This window comes from Hyphomonas sp. (assembly GCF_041689225.1).
Classification (GTDB): Bacteria; Pseudomonadota; Alphaproteobacteria; order Caulobacterales; family Hyphomonadaceae; genus Hyphomonas.
Genome location: NZ_JBDNGN010000028.1, coordinates 27,102 through 42,730, shown reverse-complemented (window position 1 = coordinate 42,730; position 15,629 = coordinate 27,102). Strand labels below are relative to the sequence as shown.

Annotated in this window: 16 protein-coding genes; 4 read left to right on the top strand and 12 right to left on the bottom strand. The window is 60.6% G+C overall.

Annotated features, from left to right (window positions below):
* Positions 1–147 precede the first annotated feature (147 nt).
* Positions 148–525, top strand: a complete 378-nt coding sequence (locus ACESNB_RS02610) for a hypothetical protein (RefSeq protein ID WP_373003388.1) — start codon at positions 148–150, stop codon at positions 523–525.
* Complete coding sequence (locus ACESNB_RS02605; RefSeq protein ID WP_373003385.1) at positions 522–3,260, top strand: hypothetical protein; 2,739 nt, start codon at positions 522–524, stop codon at positions 3,258–3,260. The genes ACESNB_RS02610 and ACESNB_RS02605 overlap by 4 nt, the downstream gene beginning before the upstream one ends.
* 532 nt (positions 3,261–3,792) lie before the next feature.
* Here the strand turns inward: ACESNB_RS02605 and ACESNB_RS02600 are convergent.
* The 7 genes from ACESNB_RS02600 to cysG all read right to left on the bottom strand — a co-directional run bounded on the left by ACESNB_RS02600 (position 3,793) and on the right by cysG (position 9,788).
* Complete coding sequence (locus ACESNB_RS02600) at positions 3,793–4,137, bottom strand: PilZ domain-containing protein (RefSeq protein ID WP_373003382.1); 345 nt, start codon at positions 4,135–4,137, stop codon at positions 3,793–3,795.
* Positions 4,138–4,610: 473 nt separating this feature from the next.
* Entirely contained in the window at positions 4,611–5,354 is a 744-nt protein-coding gene (locus ACESNB_RS02595; RefSeq protein WP_373003379.1) for a phosphoadenylyl-sulfate reductase, read from the bottom strand.
* A gap of 6 nt (positions 5,355–5,360) precedes the next feature.
* A complete protein-coding gene (locus tag ACESNB_RS02590) occupies positions 5,361–5,849 on the bottom strand; it encodes a DUF934 domain-containing protein (RefSeq protein ID WP_373003376.1) in 489 nt (162 codons plus the stop codon).
* Positions 5,836–7,494: a nitrite/sulfite reductase gene (locus tag ACESNB_RS02585; RefSeq protein ID WP_373003373.1), complete on the bottom strand. Its 1,659-nt coding sequence runs from the start codon at positions 7,492–7,494 to the stop codon at positions 5,836–5,838. Before ACESNB_RS02585 ends, ACESNB_RS02590 begins: the two co-directional genes overlap by 14 nt.
* A complete protein-coding gene (locus ACESNB_RS02580; protein WP_373003370.1) occupies positions 7,487–8,098 on the bottom strand; it encodes a glutathione S-transferase family protein in 612 nt (203 codons plus the stop codon). Before ACESNB_RS02580 ends, ACESNB_RS02585 begins: the two co-directional genes overlap by 8 nt.
* Entirely contained in the window at positions 8,095–8,400 is a 306-nt protein-coding gene (locus ACESNB_RS02575) for a DUF2849 domain-containing protein (RefSeq protein WP_373003367.1), read from the bottom strand. Before ACESNB_RS02575 ends, ACESNB_RS02580 begins: the two co-directional genes overlap by 4 nt.
* Complete coding sequence (gene cysG, locus ACESNB_RS02570) at positions 8,397–9,788, bottom strand: siroheme synthase CysG (RefSeq protein ID WP_373003364.1); 1,392 nt, start codon at positions 9,786–9,788, stop codon at positions 8,397–8,399. Before cysG ends, ACESNB_RS02575 begins: the two co-directional genes overlap by 4 nt.
* 109 nt (positions 9,789–9,897) lie before the next feature.
* Here cysG and gcvA point away from each other — a divergent pair, with 109 nt between their 5' ends.
* A complete protein-coding gene (gene gcvA / locus ACESNB_RS02565) occupies positions 9,898–10,830 on the top strand; it encodes a transcriptional regulator GcvA (protein WP_373003361.1) in 933 nt (310 codons plus the stop codon).
* On the opposite strand, the gene ACESNB_RS02560 is transcribed toward gcvA, so the two are convergent.
* Together ACESNB_RS02560 and ACESNB_RS02555 are read right to left on the bottom strand one after the other, a co-directional pair.
* Positions 10,827–12,878, bottom strand: coding sequence for a hypothetical protein (locus tag ACESNB_RS02560; RefSeq protein ID WP_373003358.1), 2,052 nt, complete (start codon positions 12,876–12,878; stop codon positions 10,827–10,829). The two genes, gcvA and ACESNB_RS02560, sit on opposite strands and share 4 nt — an antisense overlap.
* A 78-nt stretch (positions 12,879–12,956) precedes the next feature.
* The gene (locus tag ACESNB_RS02555; protein WP_373003355.1) at positions 12,957–13,100 is read right to left on the bottom strand and encodes a hypothetical protein; all 144 of its coding nucleotides are present in this window, start codon (positions 13,098–13,100) and stop codon (positions 12,957–12,959) included.
* A 183-nt stretch (positions 13,101–13,283) separates the two neighbouring features.
* Here ACESNB_RS02555 and ACESNB_RS02550 point away from each other — a divergent pair, with 183 nt between their 5' ends.
* A complete protein-coding gene (locus ACESNB_RS02550; protein WP_373003352.1) occupies positions 13,284–13,676 on the top strand; it encodes an Hpt domain-containing protein in 393 nt (130 codons plus the stop codon).
* Here the strand turns inward: ACESNB_RS02550 and ACESNB_RS02545 are convergent.
* From ACESNB_RS02545 to ACESNB_RS02535, 3 genes are all read right to left on the bottom strand, one after another.
* Positions 13,637–13,981, bottom strand: coding sequence for a chorismate mutase (locus ACESNB_RS02545; protein WP_373003349.1), 345 nt, complete (start codon positions 13,979–13,981; stop codon positions 13,637–13,639). The two genes, ACESNB_RS02550 and ACESNB_RS02545, sit on opposite strands and share 40 nt — an antisense overlap.
* Positions 13,982–14,111: 130 nt before the next feature.
* A complete protein-coding gene (locus ACESNB_RS02540) occupies positions 14,112–14,936 on the bottom strand; it encodes a carbonic anhydrase (RefSeq protein WP_373003346.1) in 825 nt (274 codons plus the stop codon).
* A gap of 432 nt (positions 14,937–15,368) precedes the next feature.
* Positions 15,369–15,626 carry a hypothetical protein gene (locus ACESNB_RS02535; RefSeq protein ID WP_373003343.1) on the bottom strand — a complete coding sequence of 86 codons (258 nt, stop codon included), beginning with the start codon at positions 15,624–15,626 and terminating at the stop codon, positions 15,369–15,371.
* Between the last annotated feature and the right edge of the window lie 3 nt (positions 15,627–15,629).

Below are 15,629 nucleotides of genomic sequence, written 5' to 3'. Positions count from 1 at the left end.
CCATTTGTCGGCGAAGGTGTCACCGACATTTCCGGCAAGTTCCATCCCTTCGAAACCGATCCCAACGCGCTGCTTCGCTACGCGATGAAGGACGAACCCGAATTCCACGAAATCTATCAAATCATTCAAACATGAAAGGACTTTCCCATGAATGATCTCATTACTGCAGAGGAAAAACGCCGCGAGAACGACTACAGACGACTGAGGACCCGCACCCCGGTTTGCCTGTCGTGCGGATACTCGAACCATCCAGCGGCAATGGAGCTTGCCCATATCGCGCCGCGTCAGTTCCACGACGATGGCGGCGTGCTTTGCAGCAATTGCCATCGTGAAATGAGCGATACCGAAAAGGACTTTTCCTACGCGCCACAATCGATCAATCCGCAGATGGAGATCATCGGGCGTTACCTGCTTGCGCTCGCTGAATGGTTCCGCCGCATCGCTGAGACCATCGCCGCGTTCGGGGCTTGGCTGGTCGATCAGTCCGAGCATGTCCTGCCCTATAAGCCGGAGGCCATCGCATGAGCGCTCCGTTCAACACCGATCTCTACGTAAGGGCCTATACAGAAAAGCCTGGCTCAACCCCTCTTGCGGCCAAACCCGCGCGCAAGACATTGGATGAGCCATCCCCCTGGACGATCATTTTCGACACCGAGACAACAACCGATGCGGCGCAAGGCCTCCGCATCGGATTTTGTCAGGTGCGCGAACACGGGAAGCTGGTCAGCGAGATCCTGTTTCATGATCCGCATCTATCCAAGTATGACATGCGTGCCGTCATGGCATACGCCGAAGCGAATGGATTGACGCTCGTCGCTGTCGATAAGTTTCGGTGCGATATATTCTTGGAGATCGGGTATCTCGGCAACGGCACCATCGTCGGGTTTAATTTGCCCTTCGACTTGTCCCGTATTGCGAGTGAGCAAGGCCAAGCTCGTGGCAACATGCGCGGGGGGTTTACTTTCGGCCTGTCGCCTTGGAAATCGGAACCCAACATTCGCGTCAAACATCTGAGCGCGTCTGCAGCTCTCATGGACTTCGCGAAGCCGGGTAAACAACACACCGGCAAGGGCATGCGAAATCGCGAGTTAGAGACCCCGCACAATCGCGGCTACTTCATTGACGTGAAGACGATTGCGATGGCGCTCACCAGCCGGAAGCATTCGCTCAAAAGCCTGTCTGCATTCCTGAACGTTCCCACTCAGAAGCTCGAGACCGAAGAGCATGGCGGACCGATCACCGATCAATATCTCGACTATGCTCGCGCAGACGTGCAAGCGACGTGGGAGTGCTATGACGCGCTGTCAGCTAAGTATGCGTCGCACGGGCTTAAAACACCGCTCCAGCACATCCTGAGCGAAGCCAGTATCGGCAAAGCCTACCTGAAGCAGATGGGCGTTGTTCCTTTGCTGGGGTGCCAGCCTGACACTCCGCGCGAAGGCTTCGGGCGGATCATGTCTGCCTACTTTGGCGGACGGGCTGAAGTACGCATTCGCCGTCAAGTGAGCCAGGGGCTCTATTGCGACTTCAAATCCATGTACCCAACCGTCAACGCGCTGATGGGGCTGAACAGCTTCGTGATAGCCGATGGCTACAGTGAGCGATCAACGACTGAAGAGACACAAGCGTTTCTAGACGACACCACGCTGGCAGACCTCCAAGGTCCGACCGCGTGGAGAAAGCTGCATACGCTTGTGAGTCTATGTCCTGATGACGACGTGTTGCCAGTGCGGACGCGTTATTCTGAAGGCCGGGACAATCTGACGATTGGGCTCAATCACCTGACATCTGAGACGCCGCTTTGGTACACGCTCGCCGATGTGCTCGCGTCGAAGATGCTCACCGGCAAGACGCCGCGTATTCTAGAAGCGATCACGTTTGAACCCGGCCCCCGTCAATCAGACCTGAAACCCATCAATCTCTTCGGACTTGAAGACTATCGCATCGATCCAAACACCGAAGACATGTTCACGCGGCTGGTCGATATGCGGGACGAAGCGAAAGCGCGGCACGACCCGCTTCAACAGCAGATCAAGATCATCGCGAACTCGACCTGCTACGGGATCTTCGTTGAGATCAACCGGGACGATGCATCAAAGCCCAGACCGTTGGACCTGTTCACCGCGAATGGCGAGAAATCGTCTGTCACGTCGGCTGCGCTCGAAGAGCCGGGGCGTTACTTCCATCCATTGCTTGCGACGCTGATTACGGGCGCGGCCCGTTTGATGCTGGCCTTGTCGGAGCGGCTTGCTGCCGATCAGGGTATGGATTGGACTTTCTGCGACACTGACAGCATCGCGATGGCCAAACCCGATGGCTTGTCGAACGATGCATTCAATGCGCGATGCCAAGCGGTGATTGATTGGTTCGAGCCGCTCAACCCTTATCGGAAGCCAGGATCGATCCTGAAGATTGAGGATGTGAATTACAGCGCAACATCCAAAGAACTTACGCCGCTCTATTGTTTTGCCATATCGGCTAAGCGCTATGCGCTGTTCAATATCGATAAGGACGGAAAGCCGGTTATCCGAAAAGCCTCTGCGCATGGGCTTGGCGCATTCATGGCACCTTATGGGGCTGATAACCCGGCTAAAGGCGTACCCGAACCCGTTGGTCCACTGGGGACGATGGGGATTAGCCGTTGGCAGTATGACTATTGGTATAAGCTTATCGAAGCGGCTTTGAATGGATCGCCTAACAAGGTGCCGCTCGACTATCACGCAGGTCTGAGCAACCCAGCACTGAGGCGATACGGCGCGACCAGTCCGGCTTTGCTGCGATGGATGAAGTGCTTCAACGCTGGGAAAGCCTACCCAGACCAAGTGAAGCCGTTCGGGTTTATGGTTGCCCCCATCGCACGGACGGGAGCGATGGCCGAGATGCCAACTCCGGAATTTGTGGACCCATCGAAGCGGGGCAGACCTCGCAAGACTGTGCGTCCGAAGCCTATTTCATCATTCGAACGGGATGGAGCGCTCGCGGGCGCGATGGCCTTCGACCGTGTGTCGGGTGAACCTGTCGAGCCCGAAGCTTTGAAGACCTACGCTGAGGCTTTGGCACTGTTTCATCTGAGTCCGGAAGACAAGTTTGAAAATGGCGGGCCGTGGGACGTTGGGAGAACTCAGCGACGGCACATCGTTGTGTCGGGAATTCAATTGATCGGGAAGGAAGCCAATCGAGTGGGGCCGAGCGGTGAGCCAGATCCCACAATAGCGGCCACGGCTACGTTTAACACGCACAATGAAGGAGTTGCGGAATGAGTATTACCAAGCGAGTTTGGATTGAGAACGACCCAGCCTACGAGAAAGTCAGGCAAACATATCGAAAGGAGGTCAGTGCGTTCTTGGCACCTTACACAGAGCGCCTGGGATGGCGTCGGTTCTCCAAGATTGAAGGCAAGAAGCGCCTTGATCCCGCTTGGCCCATGGCCGTTAATAAGGCTTTGGACGAACTGAAGTCCGACTGCGTCACCGTAAACGGAAGTCTTATGTTTCGAACAAAGGATGATCGGGACAAAGTAAGAGCCCTAGCCGAAAGCGTTTATCCAGAGCTCCATGAAAAATATGGTTTGAAGCCTCCGAAGCGATGCCCAAGCTGCCAATGCAGGATGACGACGAAATTAGCAAGACGGGGCTCAAAGGCAGGAAGATACTTCTGGGGGTGTTCAGCATATCCGGAGTGCCGAGTTACCGAAGATTGCTCAGAAGAGACGAACCAATGGCTTCGAGATTTCAGGAGGCGTAGCGGCTTCGACGCTTGATGCGGAGAATCCGCCAATAGAAGCGACAATAGTCAAGGCCTATCTTCAGGAAGGAACTGCAATCCAAAATCCATTCCTCTTTGCCAAACGACACGCGCAAAACGCTTTGAAGAATTACCTTGCAACCTGACTTGGACAATTTCAGAAAGCGTTTGCTTCGCATAGAAGCGAATACGTAGTCCGGATGCACTCAGGTCCGTCACCACGGCTCTCAACCTGTGACCATCTTGCGAAGTAATTGTGGCTTCCCGAAATACATTGTCCCGCGAAGCGCGATTGTCAGTTACCGGTTTCTCGACCGTATGATTGGAGCGGGCCCGACCCAAGTCGATCTTCTTAGACCGCTTTGTGAGGCGCGAGAACCAGTTCAGCTGCATGGCGGTGTATTTCCAAAAAGCGTCAATATGTCGAAACAAGTAGTGGGGCGGCAGGGGCCCAGTTTAGCGGCTATAAGGTCAAATGTCAGCGCCCTGAAGCGCCGTTCACCCGAACAACCAAACTATGATGAGCCCCGGCAACGTGAGTAGCGGGATAACAATTAAGAAACTCAGCAGTTTGAAAGCGGACTTTTTGAAACTGTAGCTTCTGACCTGATAGTTTTTATCGAAGGTTGCACCCATTGCGTAGAAGATACTCAAAAAAATGGGACCGACCAACGCTAGAACTAGCGCGTCTACAAAAGTCATTATACCCTTTCCGGTCGGGTTGCTGCCGAATCTCCGATCAATCCCCACGTTATATCAAAGTATGTTCAAACGAGATTATTTTTTATCGGACATCACTATACCCCCCCCAGACTGGAGAGGGCGCTGCGGGAATGCGTGGTGTGACGCCCCACCCGGAGTAAGGTCTAGAACACCCGCGGGCGTTCGTTCTTGTCGACGTGCAGGCCGCACTCGGTCTTGTTTTGACCGGCCCAGCGGCCGGCGCGCACGTCTTCACCTTCAGCGACCGGCTTGGTGCACGGCCAGCAGCCGATGGACGGATAGCCTTGCTCGACTAGCGGGTGACGCGGCATGTTGCGCTGCTTGATCATCAGGTCGACATCTTCCGGCGTCCAGTTGGCCAGCGGATTGATCTTGTAGCGGCCATTGGCAAATTCGAAGACAGGCAGCGACATGCGCGCGCCACCATGGAACCGCTTGCGACCCGTGATCCAGGCCGAGAAGCCTTCAAGGGCAGGCTCGAGCGGACGGACCTTGCGCAGGGCGCAGCAGGCATCGGTATCGGTTTTCCAGAGATCATTCTTCGGATCGAGGATCTTGCGCTCCGTTTCCGACGGCGGGATCGACCGGACGCCGGTGAGGCCGAGGCGGTCGATAACTTCGTCGCGATGGTCCAGCGTCTGCGGGAAATGCATGCCGGTATCGAGGAAGACAATCGGCAGCGACGGATCGACGTCCGCGATGAGGGCGAGCATGGCGACGCTTTCGGCACCGAAGCTGGAGACGTAAGTCATGCGCTCCGGCCATTCGCGGATCATCGAGACACGCAGGATCGTCTGGGCGGACGCGTCGCGCAGTTCGCCATTCAGGCGTGCGAGACGGAGTTCCGGCGCTTCAGCGTTCCGGGCAATAACGTCACCATAAGGCATCAGGTTCTAACTTCCGTGTCTCTTGCGGAACACCGGCACCTGACCACCGGCACCCGGTTGGTAGACTTCGGAATATTCCTTCAATGCTTCCATCACTGAAGTTAGGTCGGCACGGACCGTATCGTAAGCGTCGATGCCTGAACGGTTCATATAGAATATCTGATCCCGCAGGACGTGGCCGACCGCGCGCAGCTCTCCGGTATAGCCATAACGACGGCGCAGGAGCTGGGCCTGCGAGTAGCCCCGGCCATCGGTATATTTCGGGAAATCGATCTCGATCAGCTGTATATGCTGGAGGTACGGCACCAATTCCTCGACGTCGTCATCCGATGCGAGACGCACCCCGACGCGCGTATTGCGGTCGGACAAGGTCGGCGCTTCAGCCAAGAAACGGCTCAGCCGGACGGTAAAATATCCGCCATCGGATAGTTCGACTTCATCCTCGACATAGTCCCAGGGATCGTCGGATTCGGCCCCGTGCTTAATCAGCGGCATAGAGCGCCTCCTTGAATGGATCGTGGCCGAGGCGTGTGAGCGTGTCGATGAAGATCTCATCCTTGCTGGTGCGCAGGCTGCGATAGGTGTCGATGACGCGTTTGAGGGCGCCGGGGACTTCCTCGGATTTCAGGCCCGGACCGGTAATGTCGCCGATGGCGGCTTTCTCGTCGGCGCGGCCACCAAAGCTGATCTGGTAGAATTCCTCGCCTTTCTTGTCGACGCCGAGAATACCGATATGGCCGATATGGTGGTGGCCGCAGGCGTTGATGCAGCCGGAGATGTTGAGGTGCAGGCGGCCAATGTCTTCCTGGTAATCCGGATCGGCAAAGACCTGCTGGACAGCCTGGCCGACCGGGATGGAGCGCGCATTGGCCAGCGTACAGAAATCGAGACCGGGGCAGACAATCATGTCGGTGATCAGGCCCTCGTTCGGCGTGGCGATACCGGCCGCGACCAGGGCCGCATAGATCGCCGGCAGGTCGTCCAGCGCGACATGCGGCAGGATCAGGTTCTGCGTATGGGTGACGCGGACGTCGCCGAAGCCATAGGTCTCGGCAAGGTCGGCCACGGTTTCCATCTGGGCCGCCGTCGCGTCGCCCGTCGTGCCGCCGACAGGTTTCAGGCTGATCGTGACCGATGTGTAGCCGGGCACGACATGTGGGTGGAGATTATTCTTCACCCAGCGGGCAAAGCCGGCATCACTGGCCTTGGCCGCCTCGAAAGCGTCGGAGCCCTCAGGCTTGGCCGGAAAGTCTGGCCGCGCGAAATAGGCGTGGATGCGGTCGATCTCTTCGCGCGGCAGGTCGATCTTCTCGTGCGGTTTCTGCGACGCAAACTCGGCTTCGACCTGGCGCGTGAATTCGTCTTCGCCAAGTTCGGTGACGAGGATCTTGATACGCGCCTTGTACTTGTTGTCGCGGCGTCCGTGCAGGTTGTAGACGCGCATGATGGCTTCGAGATAATCGAGCAGGCGGTCTTCCGGGACAAACTCATTGACCAGCGAAGCGATCACGGGCGTGCGCCCCTGCCCGCCGCCAACATGGACCTCGAAGCCGACAGTATCGCCGCGCTGGCGCATGTGAAGGCCGATATCGTGCACGCGGATGGCGGCGCGGTCGGTTTCAGCGGCCGTGACGGCGATCTTGAACTTGCGTGGCAGGAAGGCGAATTCCGGGTGGAACGTACTCCACTGACGGATGATCTCGCACCAGGGGCGCGGGTCCTTGATTTCGTCCTGCGCGGCGCCAGCGAAATGATCCGATGTCGTATTGCGGATACAGTTGCCGCTGGTCTGGATGGCATGCATCTCGACATCGGCCAGAAGGCCGAGAACTTCCGGCACGTCCTTCAGCGCGATCCAGTGGAACTGGATGTTCTGGCGGGTCGTGAAGTGGCCATAGCCCTTGTCGAAGTCACGTGCGATGCGAGCCAGCTGGCGCATCTGGCGCGGGCTGAGCTGGCCATAGGGAATGGCGATGCGCAGCATGTAGGAATGCATTTGCAGGTAGACGCCGTTCTGCAGGCGCAGCGGCTTGAAATCGTCTTCCAGCAGCTCGCCGGACAGGCGCCGCGCCACTTGTCCACCGAACTGGGCGACCCGTTCACGGACGATCTGCTCGTCGAATTCATCGTATCTATACATGAGTAACCTCGTGAAGGTGTGGCAGGCCGAGCTCGAGCTCGCAGCGGGCGACCCATGCCTGCACGGCAGGAAAATCGTTCAGGCCGAACCCGCCTTCGTGCGACAGGCGTGTATAGGCCAGCAGCGAAATGTCGGCGAGCGTGATGGCTTCGCCGCCGGCAATCCAGTCGCTGGAAATAAGCGCCATTTCCATGCGGCCGAGGGCACGGCGGCCCTTCGCGAGCAGGTCCGGATCGATCTCGTCATCAGGCGTGTTCAGGTAAAGTTTCTGGAACCGGCGCACGGCGATGACCGGCTCGTGGGAATATTGCTCCCAGAACATCCATTCCAGCATCTTGGCACGTTCGAACGCATCGCCCGGGATCAAGTCGGAGCCTTCGGCGAAGTGCAGGATGATCGCATTGGACTGGGCCAGCGTGTGGCCATCGTCGAACTGGATGACCGGCACTTGGCCGAACGGGTTGAGCGCGAGGAATTCATCCGTGCGCGTCTCGCCCTTCAGGACATCTATCTCGATCCACTCGTGCGGACGGGACAGGCGCGTCACCACCCATTTTACCTTCTGGCAATTGCCTGAAATGGAGTCGCCGAAGATGCGGATCATGCGTCTTCTCCATAGGCCACGGTCGGCCCGTTGACCCGGATGGTTTCGCGCAAGGTTTCGCGGCCCGCAATGGCGCCGGTGTCGGTGACCTCCATGAAGTAGGGGTCGGTGACGACACCTTCCTGCTTGAGGGCGCGCGCCAGATGCGCGTCAGCCTCGTCGCCGGTAAAGGCGGCGATATGCGCGGCATCCGTGGTCCAGTTGCCGCCGGCGGCCATCCAGACCGTGCGGCCGGAGGCGGTTTCCCAGGCGGTGACGGATTTCGGCGTTTCGGGTTTCAGTTTGGGGCGGACGGAGCTCATGCAACATGTTCCTTGAAAGCGCGGGCGATGGCCTCTTCGGGCAGCGCAGCCACTTCGCCAATGACGAGTAGGGCAGGCCCCTTGATACCGGCCCGTTGGATAAGATGGGGCAGTTCTGACAGCGTGCCGAAGACGCGGATTTCATTGTCGCGCGTACCATTCTCGATAACTGCGACAGGCGTCGACGGCGCACGGCCGGCATGGATGATCTTCTCGGCGATGGTTGCGGCTGTACCGACGCCCATGAACACGACCACGGTCTGCGCCGGGCGGGCGAGCGATACCCAGTCGAGATCCGGCACGCCGCCTTCCTTCGCATGGCCGGTGACGAAGGTCAGGCTCTGGGCATGGTCGCGGTGGGTGAGCGGCAGGCCGGCAGCGGCAGCGCAGCCGAGCGCGGAGGAAATGCCGGGCACGACCGTCGCGGTAACACCGGCAGCGCGGACAGCTTCGAGCTCTTCCCCGCCCCGGCCGAAGATGAACGGGTCGCCGCCCTTCAGGCGAACGACTCGCTTGCCTTCGCGCGCAGAGGCGATGAGCAGCTCGTGGATCGTTTCCTGCGGCACAGAATGTTCGCCCTTGGACTTGCCGACCGGCACGCGGTCTGCGTCGCGGCGGATCAGGGAGAGGATGTCGTCGCTGACGAGACGGTCATAGTAGACCACGTCGGCTTCCTGGATCAGGCGGAGGGCTTTCAGCGTGAGGAGTTCAGGGTCGCCTGGACCGGCGCCGACGATGTGAACGATGCCTTCGGCAGCCGCGCCAGTTTGCATCTGCTGGCGCATGGCCGCTTCGGCGCCGCCCAGATCGCCTGCGAAGGCGAGATCGGCGGTGGGGCCGGTGAGCGCGCTTTCCCAGAACCGGCGGCGGGCCTTGCTGTCAGGAATGGCGGCCTTCACGTCGGGGCGTAGTCGGCTGGCCAGCGCGGCGAGGTCGCCGATGCGTTGCGGCAGCAGGGCTTCGAGCTTTTCCCGGATCGACTTAGCGAGCACGGGAGCGGTGCCATTGGTGCCGATGGCGGCGACGACATCGCCCCGGTCGATGATCGAGGGGACGGTGAAGTCACATAATTCGGGATGGTCGACGACGTTCAGCGGCACGCCATACTGGCGCGCCATGTTGATGGCACGCTCGGCATTCTGGTCGAGACGGTTGGCGACGATGGCAAAACGGGCGACATCCAGCGCCGGACCCGCGTGGTCCAATGGGGCAATCGTGATGCGCCCGGCGAACTCTTCGGCGAAGCCCGGATCGATCTGGTTGACGATCACGGTGATGTGAGCGGGCGTTGCAGCCAGCAGGCGAACCTTGCGGCGCGCCTCTTCTCCGCCGCCGAAAACCACGACAGACGCGTCGTCCATGTTGAAGAAGGCCGGAAATTGGCGCATTGGAGGCCGCTCCTGTTTAGTATTGCTGATCGATCAGAGGCCAAGATGGCTCTTGACGGCTAAGGCGCAACCGTGAACCCCTACAGCGAGCCTTTAGAGATACTATTTCATGTCAGATCCGAACGACCGCCTGCCGCCCCTGAACGCCCTGCGCGCCTTTGAAGCCGCCGCAAGACGCTTGTCTTTCACACAAGCGGCGGACGAACTCAATGTTACGCCGGGTGCGATTTCGCAACAAATCCGCCAACTGGAAGACTATGCCGGGACGCCCCTGTTCAAGAGAACGGGTCGTTCCGTGCTGCTGACCGATGCGGCGCAGGCCAGCCTGCCGCTGGTGCGAGAAGCGTTCGAGCGGATTTCCGAGGCCGGGCGGATCATGCAGGCGCCCGCACGCAAGGGCCGGGTCATGGTGTCGTGCGCGCCGAGTTTCGCGGCCAAATGGCTGGCGCCCAAGCTCGGCGAATTCCATCGCACGCATGACGGCGTGGAAGCCTGGATTTCGGCGGATATGGGCCTGACCGATTTCACGATGGCCGACGCCGATTTCGCGATCCGCTACGGCCGGGGCGTTTATGAGGGGCTGAAGTCGGAGAAACTGCTCGACGAAACCGTCCTGCCGGTCTGCTCCCCTGCCCTGCTTGAGGGCGCGGACGCGATCAAAAAGCCCGAAGACCTGCGACACCATACATTGCTGCATGATGAGAGCGGCGAGAATGACCCATCCTGCCCGGACTGGGCAAGCTGGCTGCGCGCGCGGGCGGTCGAAGGCGTCGACGGAAACCGGGGGCCTCGCTTCAACCAGGCGATCCTCGTTATCGAATCTGCCGCAGCGGGGCGCGGTGTGGCGCTGGCCAAACAGGCGATTGCCGCAGCCGATCTCGCATCGGGCCGGCTGGTCGCACCCTTTGCCGACGGCTCGACGCTGATCGATTTCGGTTACTGGCTGGTCTGGCCAAAGGGCCGCCACCTGTCACCGGACGTTCGTGCGTTCATGAAATGGGTGAAGACCGAAGCCACCAAGGGCGAGATTGTCGGAGTCTAGTTGCTGGCCCCGGCAGCAGCATCCAGCAGCAGATAAGCGGCAAGGCGCGGGCTGGCATTGCGGCTGGTCTTCTGGGTCTGTTCGAGCGCGTTGAGCGCGTCTTCCTCTTCCAGAGTAATGAATTCGCGGGCCAGGGCCCGCAAATCGCGATCACTGCGCAGGCGCTGGGTGACGCGTTCGACCTGGCGGCCGGCATTGTCCATGATCGCGGCGCGCCGCTCGCGTTCGCCGTTGCGGGCAGCTTCGGCAATCTTGCGCTTGGCTTTCGGCCGGAACGCTTCGGGCAGGAGAATGCCGGACGTCTGCAGGCGCTGTATCAACTCGTCGGCAATGTCTTCGCGGTCCGGCTTGGCGCCGGATTCGTCGCGGCTCATGTCGGAAATGATATCGCGCCAGCCCATGTCGTTACTGGATGAGAGGGGCCTGGCCGAAGAGGGGACGAGCGCGCTTCCAGTACTTGGAATCGGCGCGGAATCCGTTGCACGCCTGGCAGGGATGACTGGCTTTGTCTCGTCGGCATCGCCGAAGCGGCGGCGCAGGGTCAGCGGATTCGGATCCTTGGGATCGACCTCACGACCCAATTCCAGCGGCGTGTCCGTGGTCTTGTTCGTATCGGCATCCTTGCCGAGGCTGGCCGATGCCAGCAGGTCGGCGGCGGCATCGAACAGTTCGTCTTCGATGCTCGGACGCGGGGTCGGACGGGAAGGCTGAGGGCGTGCGGGCGGTGTGGCAGGGGTGCCGGAGAGGTCAGCCGCGGGTGTGTCGTGACCATTGGTTCGACCGTTCAGAGACCCGTTGGCATGGCCATTTGCGTAGGTGGTGGACGGCGGTGGGGGCGGTGCGGCAGGGGTGGGCTCCGGGGGTGGCATGGGGGTGGGAGCGGGTGGTGCGATGGCGTTCTGAACAGGTGCCGAAACCTTTGCCGGGGCGGGCGACTGGACCCCGAGCCGGCGATTGAGAATATCCGTCTCGGCGCGCGCGGCGTTGCCTGCAGCGCGCACGGAGGCGGTCGCATGATCGCCCGCTTCGCGCAGGCGCGCGAGAGAACTGGCGGCCTCTTCGGCGGCAGTACGTGCCGTCTGGTTGATCTCGCGATTGGCAAGGCGGGCGCCATCGAGCGCAGAGGAGACGGCATCCTTGAGCGCCTCGCCGGTGGTCAAGGCAGCCGCTGCAGCGATCTCCCCTGCCCTGACGGCGGCGTCGACAAGCTTGCGTGACTGTTCGAGCTTCTCTTCGACGCGGCTGACGGCGAAAGTGAGTGTTTCAGTGCGCGACGAGGCTTCGCGGGCGAGCCCGTCGAGATCCACGAGCTTGGCTGCCAGCGACTCGCCAGCAGCGCGCATGCCATTCAGGCGGGCTTCGAGCGCATCGTCGGCGCGGGCGACCTCCTCGCCGGCCTGGCGGGCAGCGCTGACCATCTGCTGGGCCTGACGAGGGATCGCTTCGCTCATCTCGTTGACCTGGGTTCGCAAGTCCCGGGCAAGGCTTTCAAGCGCGGTGCGCTCGGCGGCGAGACGCTGGGCAAGATCGCGGGCATTGTCAGCGCTGGCATAGGCAACCGATTCCAGTCGCATGCGCTCGTCGCCAATCTCACCTGACATGGCCTTCATGGCAGAGATTGCATGCGCCATGGCGTGGTCGACCTCGGCGGCGGACTGTTTCATCTGCTCGGCGATGCTGATGCCTTCGGTGCCGGCTTCCCGGGCGGGTGCCAGAAGGCGTATGGCGGCTTCCATGACAAGTGCATTGGAGGCCGCTGCACGACGGTTCGTGCGCGCCATGTAGCCTGCCATGATGATGATCAGGCCCGGGATGATTGCGGCGACGCCGCCGGCAAGCAGTATGGCGGGTGAAAGAGCGAGCAGCGCGTCGATGCCCAGAAGCCCGAGCACACCTGCACCGACGGCGGTAAACCAGAGCAATGCGATGACGAATCCGGTGGCAACCATCCAGCCGCCACCATGCCGGGCGTACTCGACGTTTTCAGACGCCTCTTGCCTGACCAGAAGATCCCGGCCAGACGGGCGAGTTGAAGGCGTAACCGTCATTGCGCGACTATACCGCGACAATAAGCCCGCGGCGAGGCCGGAAAACAGGCTTTTTTCAAGGCTCAGCAGGCGCGTCGCCTAACCCAGGATACGGACAAGCACGTTCTCTGTCGGCCGGTTGTCAGCTGTATCATCCTGGTCTGCAGGTGCGAATTCAACGCCGAGCCAGGCAAGAATCCCAGCAAGGACAAGGTTTCGGATAAGCACGAAGATTGCGACCATGAGAGTCCCCAATTCAACAAAGGGCACGTTTCAAGCCCCAAACAAGGCTGCCTTCTACTTCTTTTGGGCCTTTTCGCCAATCGATAAAATTTTGCAAGGCTTGGTGAACGGAGCGGCGCGTGGCGTTAACCTTCGGGGAAAGGTCGCCATGAGACAGTGTCGTACGCCACCGGAGTGCCGACCATGACCGACGCCGCCCCTGCCCCGCTCGTATTGCTGGACCTCGACCATTTGCAAGCCATGACCGGCGGGGACCAGGCATTGGCCATGGAAGTACTGGAGATTTTCAAGCACCAGGCAGAGATCTGGTCACGGCTCCTCGACCCGCGCGCTGACCCAAGCCAGTGGGCCGACGCGGCCCACACGCTGAAAGGCGCGAGCCTCGGCATCGGCGCCCTCAGGCTGGCAGCCATTTGTGGCCGTGCGGAAAGCCTGGGACGCGCTGACACGGCGCCGAGCGTGACGGCGGCGGCCGTGATTCTGGGAGATGTCAAGGATGCGCTGGGCGACACGCTCGAAGCAGTCGCCAAGCTGGCCTACGAGTTGGCCGCTTCCGTTGCCATCAAGGCGTCATAGCTGCCAAATTCATAGGCGATGCATCGGTCAATCAGGGTGCGCCAGACAGGCTCGGCAATGGCCGGTGACAGGCCTGCGTCGGCGCAGGCGGCCTTCACCTTCGTGATCACGTCCTCGATACGCGCCCGGTCGTGCACGATGGCGCGGTCACCCTTGATGCGCGCGGCGGCATCCATAAAGGATTGTCGCTCAGCAAGGATTTCCACGAGCAGGCGGTCGATCCGGTCGATCTCATAGCGCACCTGCGCCATTGTCTCGCTCGTCTCGGGCGTATGGTGGCGCTGGTCGGATGTATAAGTGGTCATGGGCTTGGGCCCCGCTTTGGCTGTTGCAGCCCGTTACATGGGGATGGCACCAGCGGCAAGTGAGGGAGGTGCGACGCGGAAGCGCGGCCTGCCACCATGAAGCAGGCCGCGCTGCACGCGAGGGAGCCGTCTATTCCGGCTTGACGAGGGGCCTGGCGTTCAGGACCTGAGCCGGGCGAGCATTGGCACCCATGTATTGCTTGAACACGATGATCTCGTCCTCACTGGCCTCAATGGGGTCGACAGCAACATTCCAGTTGACCCCTTCCGAACACGGCGGCGTGGTCAGCGACCCGTCATAGCGGAGAACCCTGATTTCTTTTGGCAGCAGCGCGTTCGGGTCGAAGGTCATGTGGCCGATCTGGCCGTCATAATCATCGGCCCCCTTCTTGCGGAGGATTTTCTCGAGCTGGTCGTTGCTGTCGCCCGTCTTGAACAGGACGCCGAGTACCGCGAGCTGCTTGGTTGCCGGGTTCTGGTGAACGAAGTGCGCCTCCATGGGATAGGCCTCGCCATTGAACACGTGCTCGGAGGGCGTATGGAAATGAACTTGGAACAGGTTATACTTCACGGCGCCTATCGTGAGGCTGGATCCGGCCGGCGCCGTAACCTCGATCGTGTGGCTGTTGGGCTTCAGGACCAGAGCGCCTGCCACGTAATCGGTCTCAAGCGAGATCTGCCCGACGGCATTCGTGGCAAACAGGTCGATGGGAGATTGCCCGTCGCCCGTCCCGCAGACCGGATAGGCCATCCCGTCGCCCTCGGGGGCCGGGATGATGCCCCATGCGGCCGGACCGTCTGCCTCGCCGTCATAACTCCAGTGGAGGGCCGATGTGGCATGGCCGTCGGCAGGCTCTGAATGGGCCGTTTCTGCAAAGGCTTGTCCGAGGGGCGCGGCGAGAACTGCGCTGCACAGGATACTGGCGCCTGCCAGAAGGCGAAATTTCCGGGTCATAATATCGTCCCTGTTCGATCTGGTGCTCAACACGCCACGGTCGCACGGCCGGAAGGGCCCTTTGCCTGCGGCGGCATCGGCAACTTCCGGGGAGACATTGTTAAAGGATCGAATCGTGCGTGAACTGAAAGTCGGGCCATCCAAGATCTGACGACACCGTTGTTTCTTCACGGTATTTTTTTCGCGCCCCCACGACATTGGCCAAAGCCATAGCAAGATTTGCACGGATGCCTCCCGCTGGCGAGCGCTTTGTTAACCACAACCAGACGCGGCAACATGGCGCTTGAAATTCCCGAAGCCGCGAGTGTGGAAGCCACATGTACAGGCCAGCCGCCCTCCAGACGCAGCAATCCCCGATGACCGGGGGGAGCGAGCTTGTGCACGCCGAAACGAGGCTGGGTGGAGCCTGACCTCGAGCCCCTGCCCTTTTGATCAGATGCCTGGCTGCTGCCGGGCGCGAAAGGCCTTGACCAGCCCGTAAAGGCTGATGACAGCCCAGCAGCCCTCCATGAGGACCGCTGACAGGTTGAAGTCAAAGGCCAGCGAGACAAGGATCGCCACCGAACCGAAAAGGTTCAGCGCCGAATAGGCCCTGGACCGCGATTCGAGCCGCTCTGCCTGCAGCAGGAGATAGGCGATCAGGGTCAGCCCGACGCCAAGGATGCCAATGGCGTCGAACAGGCTGACCATGGC

Coding starts and splice junctions, on each gene's coding strand:
- ACESNB_RS02610 (WP_373003388.1), top strand. CDS start 148: ATGAATGATCTCATTACTGCAGAGGAAAAACGCCGCGAGAACGACTAC.
- ACESNB_RS02605 (WP_373003385.1), top strand. CDS start 522: ATGAGCGCTCCGTTCAACACCGATCTCTACGTAAGGGCCTATACAGAA.
- ACESNB_RS02600 (WP_373003382.1), bottom strand. CDS start 4,137: ATGCAGCTGAACTGGTTCTCGCGCCTCACAAAGCGGTCTAAGAAGATC.
- ACESNB_RS02595 (WP_373003379.1), bottom strand. CDS start 5,354: ATGCCTTATGGTGACGTTATTGCCCGGAACGCTGAAGCGCCGGAACTC.
- ACESNB_RS02590 (WP_373003376.1), bottom strand. CDS start 5,849: ATGCCGCTGATTAAGCACGGGGCCGAATCCGACGATCCCTGGGACTAT.
- ACESNB_RS02585 (WP_373003373.1), bottom strand. CDS start 7,494: ATGTATAGATACGATGAATTCGACGAGCAGATCGTCCGTGAACGGGTC.
- ACESNB_RS02580 (WP_373003370.1), bottom strand. CDS start 8,098: ATGATCCGCATCTTCGGCGACTCCATTTCAGGCAATTGCCAGAAGGTA.
- ACESNB_RS02575 (WP_373003367.1), bottom strand. CDS start 8,400: ATGAGCTCCGTCCGCCCCAAACTGAAACCCGAAACGCCGAAATCCGTC.
- cysG (WP_373003364.1), bottom strand. CDS start 9,788: ATGCGCCAATTTCCGGCCTTCTTCAACATGGACGACGCGTCTGTCGTG.
- gcvA (WP_373003361.1), top strand. CDS start 9,898: ATGTCAGATCCGAACGACCGCCTGCCGCCCCTGAACGCCCTGCGCGCC.
- ACESNB_RS02560 (WP_373003358.1), bottom strand. CDS start 12,878: ATGACGGTTACGCCTTCAACTCGCCCGTCTGGCCGGGATCTTCTGGTC.
- ACESNB_RS02555 (WP_373003355.1), bottom strand. CDS start 13,100: ATGGTCGCAATCTTCGTGCTTATCCGAAACCTTGTCCTTGCTGGGATT.
- ACESNB_RS02550 (WP_373003352.1), top strand. CDS start 13,284: ATGACCGACGCCGCCCCTGCCCCGCTCGTATTGCTGGACCTCGACCAT.
- ACESNB_RS02545 (WP_373003349.1), bottom strand. CDS start 13,981: ATGACCACTTATACATCCGACCAGCGCCACCATACGCCCGAGACGAGC.
- ACESNB_RS02540 (WP_373003346.1), bottom strand. CDS start 14,936: ATGACCCGGAAATTTCGCCTTCTGGCAGGCGCCAGTATCCTGTGCAGC.
- ACESNB_RS02535 (WP_373003343.1), bottom strand. CDS start 15,626: ATGGTCAGCCTGTTCGACGCCATTGGCATCCTTGGCGTCGGGCTGACC.